The organism is Cohnella herbarum, from assembly GCF_012849095.1.
GTDB classification, from domain to species: Bacteria; Bacillota; Bacilli; order Paenibacillales; family Paenibacillaceae; genus Cohnella; species Cohnella herbarum.
The window spans coordinates 2934773-2952728 of sequence record NZ_CP051680.1; the positions used below are offsets into that span (position 1 = coordinate 2934773).

The following is a 17956-nucleotide window of genomic DNA, read 5'->3' on the forward strand; positions in this document are numbered from 1 at the left end:
GGTTGCCTCCTTCGAATCAGCCGTTCTTATATTGAGATGGGGTCATGTCCATCCATTGCTTGAATTTCGCGGCGAATTGCTCGGGATCCGCGTAACCGACCGTCCGGGCTACGTCGGCTATCTTCATATCCGTACGCCGCAGAAGCTTGCGGCCTGCCTCGACCCGCGTGCGGTGAACGTAGTCGAGGAAAGATAGACCCATCTGCTTCTTAAACAACTGACCAAGATAAGCTGGTTGGAAATGGAGCCTTCTAGCGATGGTCCGCAACTGAAGCGGCTCGCGATACCGCTCCCGGATGAATCTGGCAGTCTCCCCTACTGGACCGGTTACGGATCGTTGCCGTGCCAACTGCTCCGCTGAATTTCGTGCGAATGACGCTAAGATGCCGGGCCAACGGTCTGTCCCGTTCGGCAAGATCGGAAGCGAGAGGTCATGTTCGCCTTCCGGAGACGAGTTTTTCATTTCTCCCTCCATCACTTTCCATATCAATTCCATTAACACGTTCGACAAGAAAGCCTTACCCGTTTTCCCATCCCCTTCGAACGATAGTTCCAGTTGCCGGCACAGCCGTTCAGCCGCTTCGTCAATCGCCGTCCCGTCGATCGCTTGGATTGCGAGCAATAGACGATCCTCCGCATCAATCAACGGATCATCGGCATCCGGGATCGACCAACTCGCTTCTAACGACGAGGTCGCATGCGGCGAACTCGCGGTATCGTATCCGTCCGGATTCAACCATTGACTGCGAAGTTTTCCGAGTACAGCGTGGATTTCCTCGACGTCGATCGGCTTCAACCAGTAATCGAGCACTCCGCACGTTAACGCCTTCTGGGCAAAGGCGAAATCGTCATGTCCGCTAAGAACGACGAAACGGCATGGCGCGTTCAACTCTTTGGTGCAGTGCTCGATCAGTTGCAGTCCGTCCAAGACCGGCATGCTTATGTCCGTTACGACTAGATCGGGGCTTAGCTCCTTGATCCGCTCCAGCGCTTCTTCCCCATCGCACGCTTCGCCGCAGACGCGGAAACCGTGAGTTTCCCAATCGATCATGAATGACAAACCTTCTAAGACGAGCGGTTCGTCGTCGACAAGCAGAACAGTGAAGATCGAGATCCCCTCCCCTCAGAAAAATAATCCTAATTATACCATGGTAATGAATGCGTTTTCATAATATTTCAAAATTTAGATGTATTAGGTCAACTCCCTCATCCTATTAGTATCTGCACAACATTCTACCGAATCGCAAAGAAGCCCCGCACCCCTGTCGGATGTCAAGAATGTGTACCGATTCCCGGTTCATTCCTTCGTCAAATCCAACTAAGGGGTGGAGGTCGGTTTTTCCAACGGAACGGGTCCGAGCCCTTTTCTTGCCTTCCGATAATCCTTGCTTCTTGTCCATCCTGCGAATGCATCAGCTGGTGAACCGTGTCCTTAGAACGGCCCTTACCCCATCGCGAATTAACCTTACGGTTTCAAAATAATCTTCATCGCGTTGTCCTCTTTATTGTTGAATATCTTATATCCGTGCTCCGCCTCGTCCAAGCCGATCCGGTGGCTTATAATATCGGTAGGATCGAACACTTCCTCTTTTACTTGGCGATACAGTTCCGGCATGTAATGGATAACCGGCGCTTGTCCCATTTTCACGGTAATGTTGCGTGCGAACAAATCGCCGAACGGAAAGGCATTGTAGTTCGTTCCATAAACTCCGGTCACTTGGATTGTGCCGCCCTTGCGGACTAGCTTAGCCGCCATCCGAAACGCGCCGAGCCCGCCTCCCTGAAGCTTGAGCAGCGTTTCCACCTTTTCCAGCAGCGTCTTTTCGGAATCCAGACCAACTGCGTCGATCACGACGTCCGCTCCGCCTCCCGTTAGTTCTTGCAAATGGCCGAGAAGGTCATCCGTCGCCTTGAAGTCGAACGCTTCAACGTTATTAGTCTTCCGAGCATGCTCTAAACGATAATCGACATGATCGACAGCGATTACCCTTTTTGCGCCCTTGAGCCATGCGAATTTCTGGGCTAGCAGACCGACTGGCCCGCAACCGAGAATAATAACCGTGTCGCCCTGTTTTACTCCGGCATTGTCAACGCTCCAGTATGCGGTCGGAATAATATCGGATAGAAAAAGGATCTTCTCGTCTTCCATCTCCGCATCTTCGGGAACCTTGAACGGCACGAAGTTACCATATGGCACCCGTAAGAGTTCTGCTTGTCCTCCTGCGTATCCGCCGAACGTATCGGAATATCCGAAATAACCCCCCGTGTCGCCATGAAGGAACTCGTTTGAATTATCGCATTGGCTTTCGAGTTGATGGTTGCAATACCAGCATTGGCCGCAGGCGACATTGAATGGGATGATTACACGGTCGCCTTTCTTGACGCGGGTTACCTCTTTCCCTACCTCCTCCACTATACCCATAGGCTCGTGACCGATGATGAAGTTTTCCGGGAGATTGGGAATTTCTCCGTTATAAAGATGCAGATCCGATCCGCAGATGGTTGTCGTCGTTATGCGCACGAGAACATCGTCTGCTTTGCTGAGTTTGGCATCCTCCACTTCCTTAACCTTTACTTTTTTCATCCCTTGATAGGTTAAAGCTTTCATAGTACCACCTCTTCCGTTGATAATAACGTCAGTAGCTTATCCATAATTCGCGTTAGACAATCATTAATTTCCGTATAAAGGAAACGATAATTTCAATTACTTAAAGGCTTCCGAATAGTCCAGGAATACTTATCTCGCGCATCGGTACATAATCTTGGCCTTAATCGGCAATCGGCATATATTCTTTACAATGATGTTTGACAAGAAATATATACCGATAAAACGAAAAACCCGCGATTTACGCGGGCTGGAACAAGTACAAGTTCTTGACAACCGACAACCTTTTGCGGCCTGATTCAATAACCGTTCGGCACGCTCCATTTTGAACCTTCGGGATGCGGGCAATCCTTCTCGGCGAGCTTTCCGCGCACATCGACCAAGCAACCGCAATGCATGCACGTCGTCCCGTACTCCAGCGACGGGCATGCCCTGCAAGTCTCAAGCCGGGCGCCGTACGTATCGTCGCCGACGAAGACGAAACCTTTGCCCTCCATCGCGGACAGCAGCCGGTTGATCTGACCGCGTGTCACCCGAACGTCCGCCTTGCATCCCTTGCAACCGTTGATCGCGGGCATGGCTAGAAACGCAGCGTGACTACCGCGACGGACATCGGCGGCAACTTCGCTGACAGACCTTCCTCGGTGATGTCCGTAACGCCATCGAACGGCTGCGGTGCCACCGTCTCCGGCTGCTCGAACGTATTGTGCGCGTTCATGTCCGCATGAGTCAGTAGTCGACCGCTTACTTTGGGCATGCCCATCAAGCCGCGAAGCCGCAACATGACCGGCGCCTCGCTATTCGGGTCAACGTTGCATAAACTAATGTCGATCGTGCCGTCCTGCCGTTTCGATGCCGACGCGCTGACTTGCGGGATCGAGTCTCCGCCAACGGCGTAATCACTGGTATTGAGAACAAGCGCGAGCGCCTCCGCGTCCTGATGCACCTTAAACATTTCGAAAACATGGTACGTCGGCGTAAGCAGCATCTTCGCTCCTTCGGTCAGGATCATCGCCTGCAGTACGTTGACCGTCTGAGCAATGTTTGCCATGTGAACGCGTTCGCAGTTCCGGTGGAACACGTGAAAATGCAGCCCCGTCACCAGTGCATCCCGCAACGAGTTTTGCTGGTATAGGAAACCAGGGTTCGTGCCCGGTTCCACCTGGAACCAGTTCCCCCACTCGTCCACGATCAGGCCGACCCGCTTCTTCGGGTCGTACTGGTCCATGATCGAGGAGTGGCGCGTTATCAGCTCGTCCATGCGAAGCGCCTGCTGCATCGTCTCGAACCACTCCGCTTCGTCGAAGCCGATTGCCGGACGTTTCAGCTCAAAGCCCCCGGGAACAGTATAATAGTGCAAGCTGAGACCGTCCATGTGTTGGCCCGCTTCCCGCATCAGCGTTTCCGTCCAGCTGTAATCGTCGGTATTCGCGCCGCCTGCGATTTTATAGATCCGGTTATCGCCATAATTCCGCACGTAGGTCTGGTACCTGCGATACTCGTCAGCGTAATATTCCGGACGCATGTTGCCGCCGCAGCCCCAGTTCTCATTGCCAACTCCGAAATATTTCAATTTCCACGGTTTCTCGCGGCCATTCGCCTTGCGCCAATTCGCCATCGGCGACTCACCGTCGAACGTCATATATTCGACCCACTCCTGCATTTCCTGGACCGAGCCGCTGCCAACGTTGCCGCAGATGTATGGCTCAGTGCCGAGTAGCTCGCACAGGTCGAAGAACTCATGCGTGCCGAAGTGGTTGTTCTCCACGACGCCACCCCAATTCGTGTTGACCATGTGCTTGCGCTGATCCCTCGGACCGATACCGTCCTTCCAATGATATTCGTCGGCGAAACAACCGCCCGGCCACCGGAGCACCGGAATGGAGAGGTAGCGCAGCGCTTTCAGCACGTCGTTTCGGATCCCCCGAGTATTCGGAATCGGCGAATCCTCTCCGACCCAGATACCTTCGTAAATGCAGCGTCCGAGATGCTCGGCGAAATGCCCGTATATGTGCCGACTGATCGTACCGAAAGTCTGATCGGTATTTACGGTAATCGTTGTATTCATCACAAATCTCCTTTTTTATCTCTCATCGTTATAGGGAACAGCGTTCTTTACCCGTGACAGCGCGCTCCCTCGTTCCCGAATGACAGACGGGTAAAATGATACATTCCGCTGTTCCACACGTTGAAGTCATGAACACCGTCCTTGATCGGGACTTGGTAATACTCATCGAGGTAATCCCCAGCAACCTCCTCGAGTCCGTCGATTGATTGCGCATAGCAATCGATCGATATGCCGTCGGCATCTCCGCATGTCATATATAACAATTTAAGTATGTAACCTCTCAATGCGATGCTCGATCCCAGAACCTTGCCGCTGCTCGAAGTAGGCGCGTTAGAGAAGGCACCTACGTAAGCGAACAGATCGGTCATCCCCCGCGCGGGAACAGTCGCGACAAGCCCGTTGCTCCAGCCACTCCTCATTCCGGTTATAGATGCGGAATCGCACCGATAACCGCCAAGGATCAGATTTAATGCCTGCATGCCGCCCATGGACAGACCCGCAATTGCCCGATGCATTCGGTTGTATTCGACTGCTTCCGGAGACGTCTCTCGTATATTCGCATACGTCTTGAATGTAGATTCAATGAACGGGATCAGATCGTACCGCAGCTCATAATCGAAATAGTAGAATCCGAGCATGTTGGTCCCTTCGGAATTAAACGAACAATCCGTCCAATCATGCGAGCTTCTTCCATTCGGCATAACAACGATGACCGGATCGATATCGCCGCTCGCGATAAGATTGTCCAACATATTGCATAAGATATAATTCCCGCCCTCAATCCCTTTGCCACATAACCACTCATAATGGTCTCCGCCTACACCGTGAAGCAAATACAACACATTGTAACGGAGATTTGGATCGAATTCGTCGTAACCCGCTGGGAGATAGACGCTGCAAGATTTCATAATCGCTTCTCCGCTAACTATGGCTCTTCCCGCTTCCTCGGGATCGATACGGCGATCCGTCACGAACTGGCGCGACGAGTTAATATAGTTATTTACCGGATAAGCAACTTCCTTGACTGTGCCTTGCTTGCCACTCGCAGCCGCCTTCATGTACGAAGCCGGAACTTCCGTCTTATTCTCGTTCACCATCGTTCAATATCCCTCCTAAGACTTGTTGGAACATTTTCCGGGTATACCATATTGTTATCGTCGATTGTTGTCTCCCACTTCATCGAGATCCGACGAATTCGCATGTGTGAGGGGGCTGGATTCATCCGAATTCAAGCCAGTCCCCTTGCCGCGTCCCGGTATTCCTGAGGGGTCGTGCCCGTCGACTTCTTAAAAAAGCGCGAAAAGGAGTGCGGCGATTCATATCCGACTTTCGCGCCGATCTCATTGATTCTCAAGCCTTCCCGGCCCAGCAGTTCCTTAGCTCTTCTCAATCTGGCTCTTTCGATAAAATCGGACAGATTCATGCCGCTTTCCTGTTTGAAAACGCGAGAGAGGTAGGACGGATTAAAGTGAAAGCGCTTCGATAAGCGAACGAGCGAAAGATCCTCGTCAAGATGCTTCTCGATATATGCGCCGATCTCTTGGACGGCCCCCGCCGCCCGGCTTCCTTCCCCGCAGCGCCGATGGGCGAACAAGGTCTCTACCGTACGTTCCAAGTACGCGACCCCTTCCTCCCATGACGGATGCGCATCGAATTGCATCAGTCCTGAGATAGGAACAAGATCCTCCAATTGCCTCCGATTGATATAGGAGAGCAGGACGAGCGCCGCCGAATAGTACAGCTCCATAGCCTGGATCTTATCCGTTCCGTGATTAGGATGGAGAGGCTGGAATACTTCCTTCATCAGCGCTTGGAAGGCCTCGCTGCGGCCGCTCTCCAGATGCCCGGCGAGCAGCTCGAACCTCTCGCTGCGAATCGTCCCCCTGGGTTGGCCGGGCATTGCCGGATCTTGGGGAATCGCTACGGCGGCGGTCATTACCATGCTCGTGCCGTCGCCTATGCGGACATGCTGAAGTTGCCTGATGCGATCGTATGCCGATGGCAGCAAGTTCCATTCGCAAGCATGACCGGACAGGGTGAAAGCCATCTCCGTTCCCAACGCTTCCGAGCAGGCCTCTTGAGCCAGCTCCAGCGTACCTTCAAGAAACCGGACAACGTCTGCGTACGACTCCATTCGTTCCGCGTCGGAGTTCTGCGGTTGGATGAGCCATAGCAGATCTCCGTATCTGTCAACGATTCCCACGCATCTGGTTCGATCCTGCAAATAGCGGCCGACCAGAAATTTGGCGGCAAGCGCCATCTCCTGCCGCACCGTATAACCGGTACCGGGAGATGTCTTCAGAAAGCTGCCCAGAACGGGAAGAACGGGCAAGAAGGAATCCAAACAGATCGATAAATTCCGAAAATCCGCAGCCCTTTCTTCCGCTTCGATGAACTCCGTTCCAATCAGCAATTGGCGGAAATAATCGCCCTGGGCCATCGTTTCCAGAGTACTTCGCTGTTCCGTCGCCTGGCGCAGCAGATGATCGGTTCGCAGTTCCTCCTCCAATTCGCGAATGGAATCTCGAACTTCGGCAATCACCTTGGCGTATCCTTCGGTCTTAAGCAGGAACCGCACCCCTTGAATCTGGATCGCCTTATAGACGGATTCGAAATCGTCATAGCCGGTCAGGAATATAATTCGGCAACGCGGCCACTTCCCGCGAATAATATCCATCAGTTCCAGTCCGTCCAGCTCCGGCATGCGAATGTCCGACAACACGATGTCGACGCGAGTGCTGTCCAGCCATTCAAGCGCTTCCATACCCGAGTATGCCTTGCAGATGTCCAAACCCGGGATATTCAGTCCTCCGATGATCTCGGTCACTCCGTCCGTGATAATGGCCTCGTCGTCAACCGCTAGCAGCCTGTACATTGAATTTCTCCTCCTCCAGCGGAATGCGGATCGTTACCCTAAGTCCTCCTAGACCGCTCCGGGATATTTCCAGCCCGCTGCCCTCTCCGCAGGTGAACACAATGCGCCGATGGACGTTAACGATGCCGGTCGTTTCCGTCTCCGAATCCTCGTGTCCTAGCCTGTGGGAAATCCGGTAGATTTCCTCGTCGCTTAAGCCTTCGCCGTTATCTTCGATAATAATGCAAACCCATCGATCTACTCGTTCAAAGCGTACATCTATTCGGCCGTTTCGGGCTTTCTTCTCGAGGCTGTGTTCGAAAGCGTTCTCGATAATGGGCTGGACGATAAGACGCGGTACCCGAATCTCTTCGAATTCCGATGGCAATTCATCGAAGCTGGAATGAATGCGCTTGTAGAAACGCATATCCTGAATTTCGGTATACATGCGGGCATGACGGATTTCCTGCTTGAGCCGGATCTCGTCCGATGCGTTCCGGGTGACAAAGCGGAAATATTCTCCCAACTGGGTTGTGAACTGTTCGATTCTTTCGGTATCTCCTGTCTTCGCCATCGTATTCAAAATAAAGAAGCTATTGTACAAAAAATGCGGATTAATCTGCGATTGCAGCTGCTTCAGTTCGGCCCGCTGGGTGAGAATTTTTTGCTTGTACGCTTGGTCGATCAGCATTCGCAGATTCACGACCATCTGATTAAAGCGGGTATATATATATTGAAATTCATCGTTGGTCCGATGCGCGATAGTCAGCTCCAGATCGCCGTTTTCCAGTCGGCGAAATCCTCTGACCAGCTTAAGAAGCGGCTTATGAATAAACTTGTAGGTGGAGACTGCGTAAATGAGAATGATGCCGAACGCTCCAATGGCAATCAACCAGGCCAATAGATAGAATCTTTCCAGCGGCTTCCGTACGATCCGATCGTTAATTAATCGATAGATAGACATATCCAGACGCTCCGAGTGGGCTCGAGAGACGAAGTATCTCTGCCCGCTCAGCGAGAACGTATCCGGGCCGCTTTCCGCAAAATGTTCCAGTTGACGGATAATTTCCTTAGCGCCGTCCTGAATCGCCTTCGCGCCACTGCTAATCCCGTAGCCGCCCTGTCCGAAGACCAACAGGGAACCGTTATCCGGGTAGGTGTTGAACTGCTCCAGAGCTTCATTCAACCGCTGCCGATCCAGCTCGATCTCCACTATAAAAAGCGGCGGTTTTCCCTTGCTCCATCTGGAACTCGCCGCGCTTAGATAGAGCTCTCCGTTCCAGTCGATCAGACGTGTTCCCGCTCCCTGCCGAATCGCTTCCGAACCGAAAATCCCGAATTTGTCCTCATCGATCTCGCTTGGGCCTAGCAGCGCGGAGAGCGTCTTGCCGATCGGACGGATATGGACGTTGACATCCCGAATATAGCGACTGCTGTTCTGAATCGCGATGATCCGGTTGATGACCGAATTGATTTTATCCATTCGGTCTATGGTCCCCATCGTCTCCCACGTGATAGCAAGCTTGTTCAGATCGCCATCCTCCAGCAGACCGTACTGCAGCAGCTTCATACGTTCGATTTCGTTCTCGAGATCGTTAAGATAAAATGCAATTTGCGACTCGGCCGTTCGGGAAATATCTTCGCTCGTCGTTCGAATCGCCCATTGGTATATATAGATTCCAAGCAGAAAGACAGGAATCATGATCAACATGAAGGTTACGACAAGGCGCATAAAGATCGTATGGCGAACGGAAAATTCGCGACGCATAGCATTCTCCCCCGCTCCATTGACGCATGGCCGATGCCACGCGTCTTCCCTCTCCGCGCGATCCGCGTTTTAGCCTTTTACGCTTCCAAGCACAATGCCCTTAACAAAAAATCTTTGGAGAAATGGATAAACGGCGATGATCGGCAGAGAGCCAAGGAAGATTTGGGAAGCCTTGAGCGTCCTGTCGGAAATACGCGCCAGATTTTTTAATTCCTCCATCGACATCGATCCAAGATTCATTTGCACTACAATTGTCTGAATGTAGCTTTGCAGCGGATAGTGGGACGGATCTCCCATCAGAATTAGGCCGTCAAACCAACTGTTCCAGTGATCAACCATGGAAAACAGGGCAAGCGTGGCAATGGCGGGTTTGGAGATTGGCACATAGATGCGCCACAGCGTTGTCCATGATCCGGCGCCGTCGATAACGGCCGACTCCTCCAGTTCCTTGGGCACGGCCCGGAAAAAGTTGAGAAGCAGCACGATGCTGAATGCAGGAACGGCGCCGGGCAGCACCAAGGCCCAGATCGAGTCCAGCAGACCAAGCTGCTTAATGGTAATATACCACGGAATCAAACCGCCGTTAAACAGCATTGTCAAGAAAAACACCCAAGCATATACCAGTCGAAATCGGAATTGCTCCGTTGTCTTAGATAAGGGGTAAGCGACGAGAATCGTCAGCAGCAGATTAAGCGGAGTGCCGATGGCAATTCTTTCGATCGAAGTCAGCATGGACACCCAGAATGCACTTCGCGAAGCGGTGAATTCATAGGAGGCCAGCGTGAAATCGACCGGCCAGAACTTGACATATCCAGCCGATGCGGCCGAGCTTGAACTAAACGACAGGGCGATAATATGAATGAGCGGCAGCAAGCAGATCAAGGCTACCGCGAGCAAGAAAGCCGAATTGGCAACCGCAAACCAATCGAACCGCTTGCCGGTACGTCGGAATGAAGGCGGAGCATGATCCGCCGATTGCAGAGAACGTCCCGTCATCGGGAACCCTCCTAGAAAATTCTGTATTTGGCAACACGGTAAGCAATGTAATATGCGCTCGAAATCAAAACAAGAGAAACAATAGATTTAAAGAAGCCTACCGCCGTGGCCACACCGTACTGAGCTTCCAGCAAGCCGATTCGGTATACGAACGTGTCGAGAATGTCTCCGCTCTGATAAACCTGCGGGCTGTACAGATTGAATACTTGATCGAAGCCGGCGTTGAGCAATTGTCCCAGACTGAGCACCGCCAACAGCACAATAACCATTCTCATTCCCGGCAGTGTAATATGCCAAGCCTTTCGCCAGCGGTTCGCTCCGTCGATCGTCGCCGCTTCATACAAACCGGGGTCGATGCCGGTGATAGCAGCCATATAGACAATGGTTCCGTAGCCGAAGTTCTTCCAAATATCCGATGCGATCAGCGTTGTCGGAAACCATTTATTGTCTCCCAGGAAAAAGATTGGATCCAATCCGAAGGATTTGATTATCGAATTGACAAGTCCTCCCGAGGGGGATAGCAAGTCGATCAAGATGCCTCCGAGCACGACCCAGGACAAAAAATAGGGCAAATAAATGCTCGTCTGCACGCTTCGCTTAATTGCCTCATTCTTTAACTCATTAAGCAAAATTGCGAATATAATCGGTACGGCCAGCCCCAGCACAAGCTTGAAGCTGGAAATATAAAGCGTATTCCACATCACCTGGATAAAGTTCGGTAGATCAAGCACGTACCTGAAGTTGTCCAGTCCGATCCATTTCTGATCTCCGAATAGCCCCTTGGCCGGAATAAATTTCTGAAAGGCAATCGTGATTCCCGCCATCGGGATGTACGAAAAGGTCAAAACAAATAACATTCCCGGCAAAATCATCAAATGAAGGGGCAGTTCCCTCCACATCCGTCGTTTTCTCATCTAGTCTCTCCTCTCGCTGGAGCTAGAACAAGCAGGGGCGAACGCCTGAAGGCGGTCGCTCCCCTGCCATCCCTTATTTCAATGATTCATACCAATCATTGACTTCCTGAGCGATCTTGTCGCCGCCCAGCTTCTTCCAATCCGCAACGAACTTGTCAAACTCCTCGATCGGTTGACCTAAAATGATCTTAATGAACGTCTCGTTCTGCATTTTCTCCAGCGTCGTCTTGCGCTCTACCATCGTCGGCGTCGGAGTGCCCACGAACTTGTCCATCAGGAACTGGTTGTTCTGATCGTACTGGTTAGCGATTCCCATGGAGCCCTCCGGACCGTAGATACGCTCCCAGCCCCAGAGCGCGAAACCTTCCGCCGAGCCTGAGGAGAACATCTCCAGCTTCTCCTGAATCGTCTTAGCCTCCCCCTTCAATGACGACATATCGCCGGCCTTCCGAGCGGCGTCGATATCGCGAAATGCGTCGAGGTTTTTCTTCAGCGGATATGGCGTCACCGGCGACAGCTGCCATACGCTCTCTGCGTTCGGCGGCGCGTAATACTTGTCGAATTCGCCCGTTTCCCCCCAATTTTTCTCCAGATGCATGTTGAATAGCTTAATAATGGCCTCGGGATGCTGGATTCCCTTCTTCACGGCAACAAATTTCGTAGTGCTGAATTTCAATGGAACTTTAGGTGTTTCGCCAGATTCCGATACGATCGGGAACGCTTGCCATTGCGCGTCCTTTTCGTTATTCTTGTTGAGTTGCAACGGCCAGATCGAGTTCCATTGCTCGCCGTACTCCATGCCGATCTTGCCTGCGGCGATCTGCTCCGACACCTTGCCTCCGTCCTTGATGCCGAATTCCTTGTCTATCTCGCCGTTCTTTTGCATTTCCTGAAGCGCCTGCAGCGCTTTGCGCGTCTCTGGCTGGATGCTTCCGAACACGAGCTTGCCGGTCTCATCTTCGAGCCAAATGTTCGGATAAGCATTAAAACCGGCCATAAAGCCTTCCAGTCCCATCGCCCCTCCGAAAACATCTTTGGTCAGACCCAAGCCATACGTATCCTTCTGCCCATTGCCGTCCGGATCATTCTCGGCAAACGCTTTCGAAATCGCCCTGACATCCGCCATCGTCTTCGGAGGCTGAAGGCCCAGCTTGCTCAACCAATCCGAGCGGATCCAAATGTACATTGATCGCTCGATGGACGCCTCAACCTGAGGAATCGCCATTAGCTTGCCGTCGAACGTAGCGGCATCGAGCGGACCCGAACCTTCTTGAGTGAATACCTCTTTCATAAACGGCGAAGCATACTGCTCGTACAACGCGGTCATATCCTCGAGTTGGTCCGACTCGGCCAGTTGCTTAAGCTGTACCGCATTGACGGTAATGAAGTCCGGCAGTTCCCCGGAAGCAAGCGTGACGTTTAGCTTCTGCACATACTGATCCGAGGTGTCTCCGCCCTTGATGACCCAGTCGTATTTCAGCTTGATGCCCAATAGTTCCTCGTAGACGCGGGTCCAGCGGTTGTCCTCGAACGTCTCGCCTTTCAGAACCGACAGTACGTTGTTCTCGACGACGTCGTTTAAATTACGAACGGTCGTCAATTCGATCGGTGGATCGTACTTGCCGAAAGAATCGGCCGCGGCAGGTTGGGCTGCCGGCGACGAGCTCACAACGCTAGATTTTGGCGTCTCGCTCCCCTTGCTCTCCTCATTATTGCCGCTGCTGCATGCCGTAACGGCCAATGCCACTCCGACCAGTACCGCCAGCCTTTTGGCGGAGCGTTTACTGCCGTTCTTGTTATTCAACCCTATTCCCCCTTCAAGTCGTTTCGGACGAAGAACGTCCGATTGGTTACGCTTTCATTATAGGAAAAATGACTTTCTCCCAACAATGTGCATCTTTTTACATCGTTACCTATCGTTGACGACTTCCCATTTAACCGATGTCTCCCCCGCATGAAGGTCGGCGTTTCTCCGGTAACGAAAAAAATCAAAGTCCGTGAATCCGCCCTCGTTCCGAGTCGCGTAATGGTACAAGCCGATGCGATAGCCCATGAAATGGTCAAGCGTGTACTTCATATGCAGAGGCTGGCCGATCTCCGTCCATTGCACGCCGTCGTTCGAATAATAAAATCGGGCGATATCTCCTTGCTCGAAGTCGAATACGATCTTCAGGAAGATCGTACGATTGTCGAACGCGATGCTTTCAAGAACCTCCTCGCCGTCATCTCCGTTATTGACGCACATGCATACACTTCGCTGCCCGCGCTTGTCGACGCGGATACCCACGGAGCCGAAGCCGTTCTGCAAGGCGACTAATCCTGCCCGGTCTCCGGGACGCATGCCGGAAGAATCGAGCAATGTCGTTCCCTCGCAAGCCGGTCCTTCCGTTCGCTGCGTCAGCGTGTTGCGGGCCTGCAGGACACTTTCGGCTAGACGTCCCGTGTGAAGCCTCAGCCAACCCGGCCTGGCCGTCGCCGACCACAGCCGGTTGTCCGGATTATGATTCCACTGCCAGTTCAAGATCAGCTTATTCTGGGCATAATCGAACTCATCGCAGGCGACTAGCGATCGCGCCGGCGAGGCGGGTAGCTTAGCCTCGAACGACTGCGGTACGCTCCCCCCGATTCCGAAAACCGGCCAATCGTTATCCCAGTAGACGGGCACGACGATCGGAATTCGGCCGACCGCTCCGTGATCTTGAAACAGTACAGCAAACCACTCGCCGAAGGGTGTCTCGATGATACCTCCTTGCGCGACTCCATTGTTGCCGAAACCCATATCGTCATCGAGAACGACTTTATGCTCATACGGTCCCAGAAGCTCCCGCGAACGGTAGACAAGTTGCCTGCGACGTCCATTGCCCGTCTTCGGCCACTCGATGAAGAACAAATAGTAGTACCCGTTTCGTTTGTAGGCATGGCAGCCTTCGCATCTCAAACCGATCCCGTCTTTCGCCGTCTCCAACAGGAGCCGATCTATGCCGCCATCCTTGAATGTAATCACGTCCGAAGTTAGCTCCCGAACGCGAATCTCACCGTTACCGTAAAATACATAGACTCGGCCATCGTCGAATAGCAGGCTCGGATCATGATAGAGACCTTCGATGACGGACCGTTCCCAAGGGCCTTTCTCGATATCCGTCGTTCGATACACGTAAAATCGTTTCGTGTCGTTACAAGAAAAACAAACATAGAAAAGTCCCTCATGGTAGCGCAAGCTTGTCGCCCATGAGCCTTGGCCGTAGATACCTCTCCCGTCAATTAAGTTGTGCGAATCGTTATCTTCAATCGTATCGAAGACGTAACGGACGACTTCCCAGTCGACCAGATTCACCGATTTCATAATGGGGCACCCCGGCATCGAATGCATGCTCGTACTCACCATGTAGAAAACTTCGCCCGTCCGGATAACGCTGGGGTCAGGCACATCTGCCCACAGGATGGGGTTCATGATCGTTATTGCGCTCACCGCTCTCACTCCCTGGTTTTCGTATTTTCGTACGTCTTTTCCCATGATGCACGAGTCTATATGGCAAGATCAAGAAGCATATCTTGATTTCGTTACCCGGTCTTTACCTTCCACCTCATAGGGTAATTTCAAGAGATCGAGCGACACGTTCCGCTTCTCGGTAATTGAGCATTCTATCAAATGAAAAAGCCAGTGCAGATGAGGTTTCACATCTGCACTGGCTTGACTTTAATACCGTATTACTGAATCTGCCACTGTTGGTTGCTGCTGTTGCTGTCCGTCCACTGTCCCAATATCGAGTTGTTGCCGGTACGGCCAATGCCGTCCAAGTATAAGCCGGTTTGCCGGTTTTTGAACCGAACGTTGCTTCCGCTGGTTTCCATGGTCCACTGCTGGTTGTTGCTGCCGCTGTAGGCCCATTGCCCGCAATTGTCTCCGTTGCCGGTTCGCGCCATGCCGTCTAGATACAAACCGGTTTGCCGGTTTTTGATCAGCACGTAGCTACCCGCCGTTTCGATCGTCCATTGTTGATTATTGGAACTGCTGGAGCCCCATTGGGTCGTATCGGCGCCATTATTGGTGGATCCCGCACCGTCGATATAAAGACCGGTAGCTACGTTGCGAAGCTTGACGTAAGCGGAAGACCCGCCGCCGCTCACCCTTACAAGCGAAGCGGATTCTGAAGAACGGTTCCCCTGTGCGTCCACGATGTATAATTTGTAATTGCCCGCCGTCTGAGGAGCGGCGATCGAGGTTGCGTTCCCGTTCGCTCTTGTCATGGAGGCGCCCTCCGCGAAGCTCGTCATTCCCGAAGGCGCAAGCCAGACGGATTTGCCCGCGTCTCCCGCGGATCGGATGCCGATCGTAGCCGAAGCTCCGACGAACACGCTGGCGGGAAGAACGAAATCCTGCAAGGCCATGCGTGACTCCGTCGCAACATCCCGGTAAGCGTCTTCCACGCCGGCGTTAAGCGCGATGTTATAGGCTTGGATAGGCCATACGTTATCGGAATAAGCGCCGACGGCGTTAATGATGCTGTTCGGAAGATTGAAATTGGAAATCTTGTTGACCGTCGCGTAATTTTGCGTGAAGTTCAAATCGTGCTTGCTGCCCCAATCGTCGGAATTCAGCGTCCAGGTAACGCCCGAATTAATATTCAAGACGTTATTCTGTATGGCGATATACGCGGAGCCCTCGTCCGGATGCATCCCGTATTTGTGCCCAGCCGGCACGCCCCGAATATAGTTATTGGAAATGACGGTGTTCGGCTGGCTGCCGAGCGTGTAGATCGGGGCGGTATCGTCCAAGATTTGCACCGTGTCGATAAATTGGTTGTAGCTGATATTGTTGTTCTGAGCGGTCATCGTCGGGTTGCCCGGGCTCACCGAACCGGATGCGCCGTTGAAATTCCACCAGCCCCAGCCGAGGGAAATGCCTGCCCAAGGCGCTTTCTCGATGACGTTTCGCTGGAAATTCAACATATTCACAAAATAGCCCGAGACCGCCGCGCTGCCGTTGAACAATACCGCGGAGTCGTAAATATAGTTGTTTTTGATATCGATATTTTGGCTAACGCCTTCTTCTCCAGCCGAATATTTCTCACGGTTCGAAGAGGTGTAATCCCCGATATAGACGTGCTGTGGATGACCCACATTGACGGCGGATCCGCCGATATCGCTTATCGAATTGCCGACCAACCGAGAGTTTTTGACATCGTTGATTAGAGAGATACCGTCGGCGCCGGTATGCTTTGCCGTATTTCTCTCCATTTGAATGCCGTCCGCATTCGAGATTTGGACAATGCCGGGCATGACATCCAAATTCCGATATTGATAAACATGGAAATTTTGTTTGGCATAAGCGCTGTTCGTAAGATTTCCTTGTTGAGCCTGCTTGTACGCGGAGCCGTCGACATTGGTCAGGTTCCAATCGGAATGCAGCAGCGTGATGCCCGTGAACGTCAGATTACGAACGCGGTTGCTCGTGGAAATGCCCTTAATGTTTAGGATCGTTTCAACGTTGTTTGGCGCGAACACCGTGGCCGTCGTCAAGTTCTCGGAAGAGCTTTTATAGTAATACACCGTTTGATTGGCACGATCGAAAAAAAACTCTCCCGGCGCGTCCAGGAATTCGTAGGCGTTCATAAGCTTGTGGCTTCCGTTGATTTGGAAGTTGCCGTTGAATGCTCCCTGGGCTATAGCCGCTCCCGGCTGCTGGAACAGGGCCACTCGATTGGATCCGTTAACCGTCACTTGACGAACGCCGACGATGGATGTAGTCCAAGTCGTACGCGTTTCGATCTCGATATCGCTTTGATTGGCGGCGATCGCCGGGAAATCGCTCAGACTGTATTTGGCTCCGTCGCACTGGGAACCCGATTCCCAAGCCCAAGAGGCTTGCCCGGCCGTCACGTTGTAAGTCCCGTAACATCCCGCGGAGCTGACGGATTTGGCGGCCATCACCGCCCTTTTGTCATTCACGTACAACGCGCGCAGCTTGTTGCCGCGTGTTAGCGGCGCTTTCCAGATGTTTCCGCCGTGCAAAGTCCAGCCGGTAACTTGGACACCTCCGTTCAAGATCGGAGTCTCGTTCGGATACGCTTGATAGAGGATGCGATACCCATTCGTACCGGAGTCGTTAGGCGCGAAGTCGATTGAACCCGTCACCGGATAGTTACCTCCGCGAAGGTACACAATGATATCGCCCGTCATGCTGCCGTTGATCGTTCGTACAATGTCCCTCGCGCGCTGCACGGTTTTGAACGGCGCTCCAATCGTGCCCGGATTCGCATCATTGCCGTCGGGCGAAACATAATACTCGGCTTGAGTCGCGGCCGATGCCGGAGCAGGTAACGCTACGCTTGCTAACAATAATGTCGTGATTAATAATCCCACCGCAAAGGTCAGCCATCTTTCGCGCCAAATACTTGACAACATATTATTACCTCCTTGGATATTGAAATTCGAAACAGACCGCATATACAAACCTATTAAGCTTGCTCTAATCCCCCCTCCGTAGCTTTGCATCAACGGACCCTTTCGTCCGGGCCGTCCATTCATGCTCACTTCCCCGTTAAGCGTTCTTAATTCTCTCGCCCTAACTTCTCAGCGCCGCCATCTAGTTGTTTTTAACAATGTAAGCGGTAACATAGCCATTGTAGGATTTTCCTCAAATTTAATACAGAGATTATTCTCTGGTCGGAAGGAATTTTATAGGAAGATTACAAATTGGCGTTGCAAGAGAAATCACGATTCTAAAACGAAAAAAGACGCCCAAGCGGCG

General features: G+C 52.4%; 12 protein-coding genes. All 12 read right to left on the reverse strand.

The features are described 5' to 3' along the window. Nucleotides 1-16: 16 nt before the first annotated feature. Nucleotides 17-1114: a response regulator transcription factor gene (locus HH215_RS13045; protein ID WP_310735617.1), complete on the reverse strand. Its 1098-nt coding sequence runs from the start codon at nt 1112-1114 to the stop codon at nt 17-19. 351 nt (nt 1115-1465) lie between these two features. Continuing rightward, nucleotides 1466-2608 carry a zinc-dependent alcohol dehydrogenase gene (locus HH215_RS13050; RefSeq protein WP_169280305.1) on the reverse strand — a complete coding sequence of 381 codons (1143 nt, stop codon included), beginning with the start codon at nt 2606-2608 and terminating at the stop codon, nt 1466-1468. A gap of 296 nt (nt 2609-2904) precedes the next feature. Then, nucleotides 2905-3138: a hypothetical protein gene (locus tag HH215_RS13055; RefSeq protein WP_254450465.1), complete on the reverse strand. Its 234-nt coding sequence runs from the start codon at nt 3136-3138 to the stop codon at nt 2905-2907. Nucleotides 3139-3185: 47 nt separating this feature from the next. Continuing rightward, nucleotides 3186-4673, reverse strand: a complete 1488-nt coding sequence (locus tag HH215_RS13060) for an alpha-N-arabinofuranosidase (RefSeq protein WP_169280307.1) — start codon at nt 4671-4673, stop codon at nt 3186-3188. Between the two features lie 47 nt (nt 4674-4720). Further along, the gene (locus HH215_RS13065; RefSeq protein WP_169280308.1) at nt 4721-5770 is read right to left on the reverse strand and encodes an alpha/beta hydrolase; all 1050 of its coding nucleotides are present in this window, start codon (nt 5768-5770) and stop codon (nt 4721-4723) included. 131 nt (nt 5771-5901) lie between these two features. Further along, nucleotides 5902-7548 carry a response regulator transcription factor gene (locus HH215_RS13070; protein WP_169280309.1) on the reverse strand — a complete coding sequence of 549 codons (1647 nt, stop codon included), beginning with the start codon at nt 7546-7548 and terminating at the stop codon, nt 5902-5904. Beyond that, nucleotides 7526-9295, reverse strand: coding sequence for a sensor histidine kinase (locus HH215_RS13075; protein ID WP_169280310.1), 1770 nt, complete (start codon nt 9293-9295; stop codon nt 7526-7528). Before HH215_RS13075 ends, HH215_RS13070 begins: the two co-directional genes overlap by 23 nt. A gap of 69 nt (nt 9296-9364) precedes the next feature. Then, entirely contained in the window at nt 9365-10291 is a 927-nt protein-coding gene (locus HH215_RS13080) for a carbohydrate ABC transporter permease (protein WP_169280311.1), read from the reverse strand. A gap of 11 nt (nt 10292-10302) precedes the next feature. After that, nucleotides 10303-11205, reverse strand: a complete 903-nt coding sequence (locus HH215_RS13085) for an ABC transporter permease (RefSeq protein ID WP_169280312.1) — start codon at nt 11203-11205, stop codon at nt 10303-10305. A 73-nt stretch (nt 11206-11278) separates the two neighbouring features. Then, nucleotides 11279-12874, reverse strand: a complete 1596-nt coding sequence (locus HH215_RS13090) for an extracellular solute-binding protein (protein WP_254450572.1) — start codon at nt 12872-12874, stop codon at nt 11279-11281. Between the two features lie 240 nt (nt 12875-13114). Then, nucleotides 13115-14674, reverse strand: coding sequence for a glycoside hydrolase family 43 protein (locus HH215_RS13095; RefSeq protein WP_169280313.1), 1560 nt, complete (start codon nt 14672-14674; stop codon nt 13115-13117). Nucleotides 14675-14913: 239 nt separating this feature from the next. Beyond that, nucleotides 14914-17610 (reverse strand): RICIN domain-containing protein, encoded by a 2697-nt coding sequence (locus HH215_RS13100; protein WP_169280314.1) that lies wholly within the window; start codon nt 17608-17610, stop codon nt 14914-14916. Nucleotides 17611-17956 lie beyond the last annotated feature (346 nt).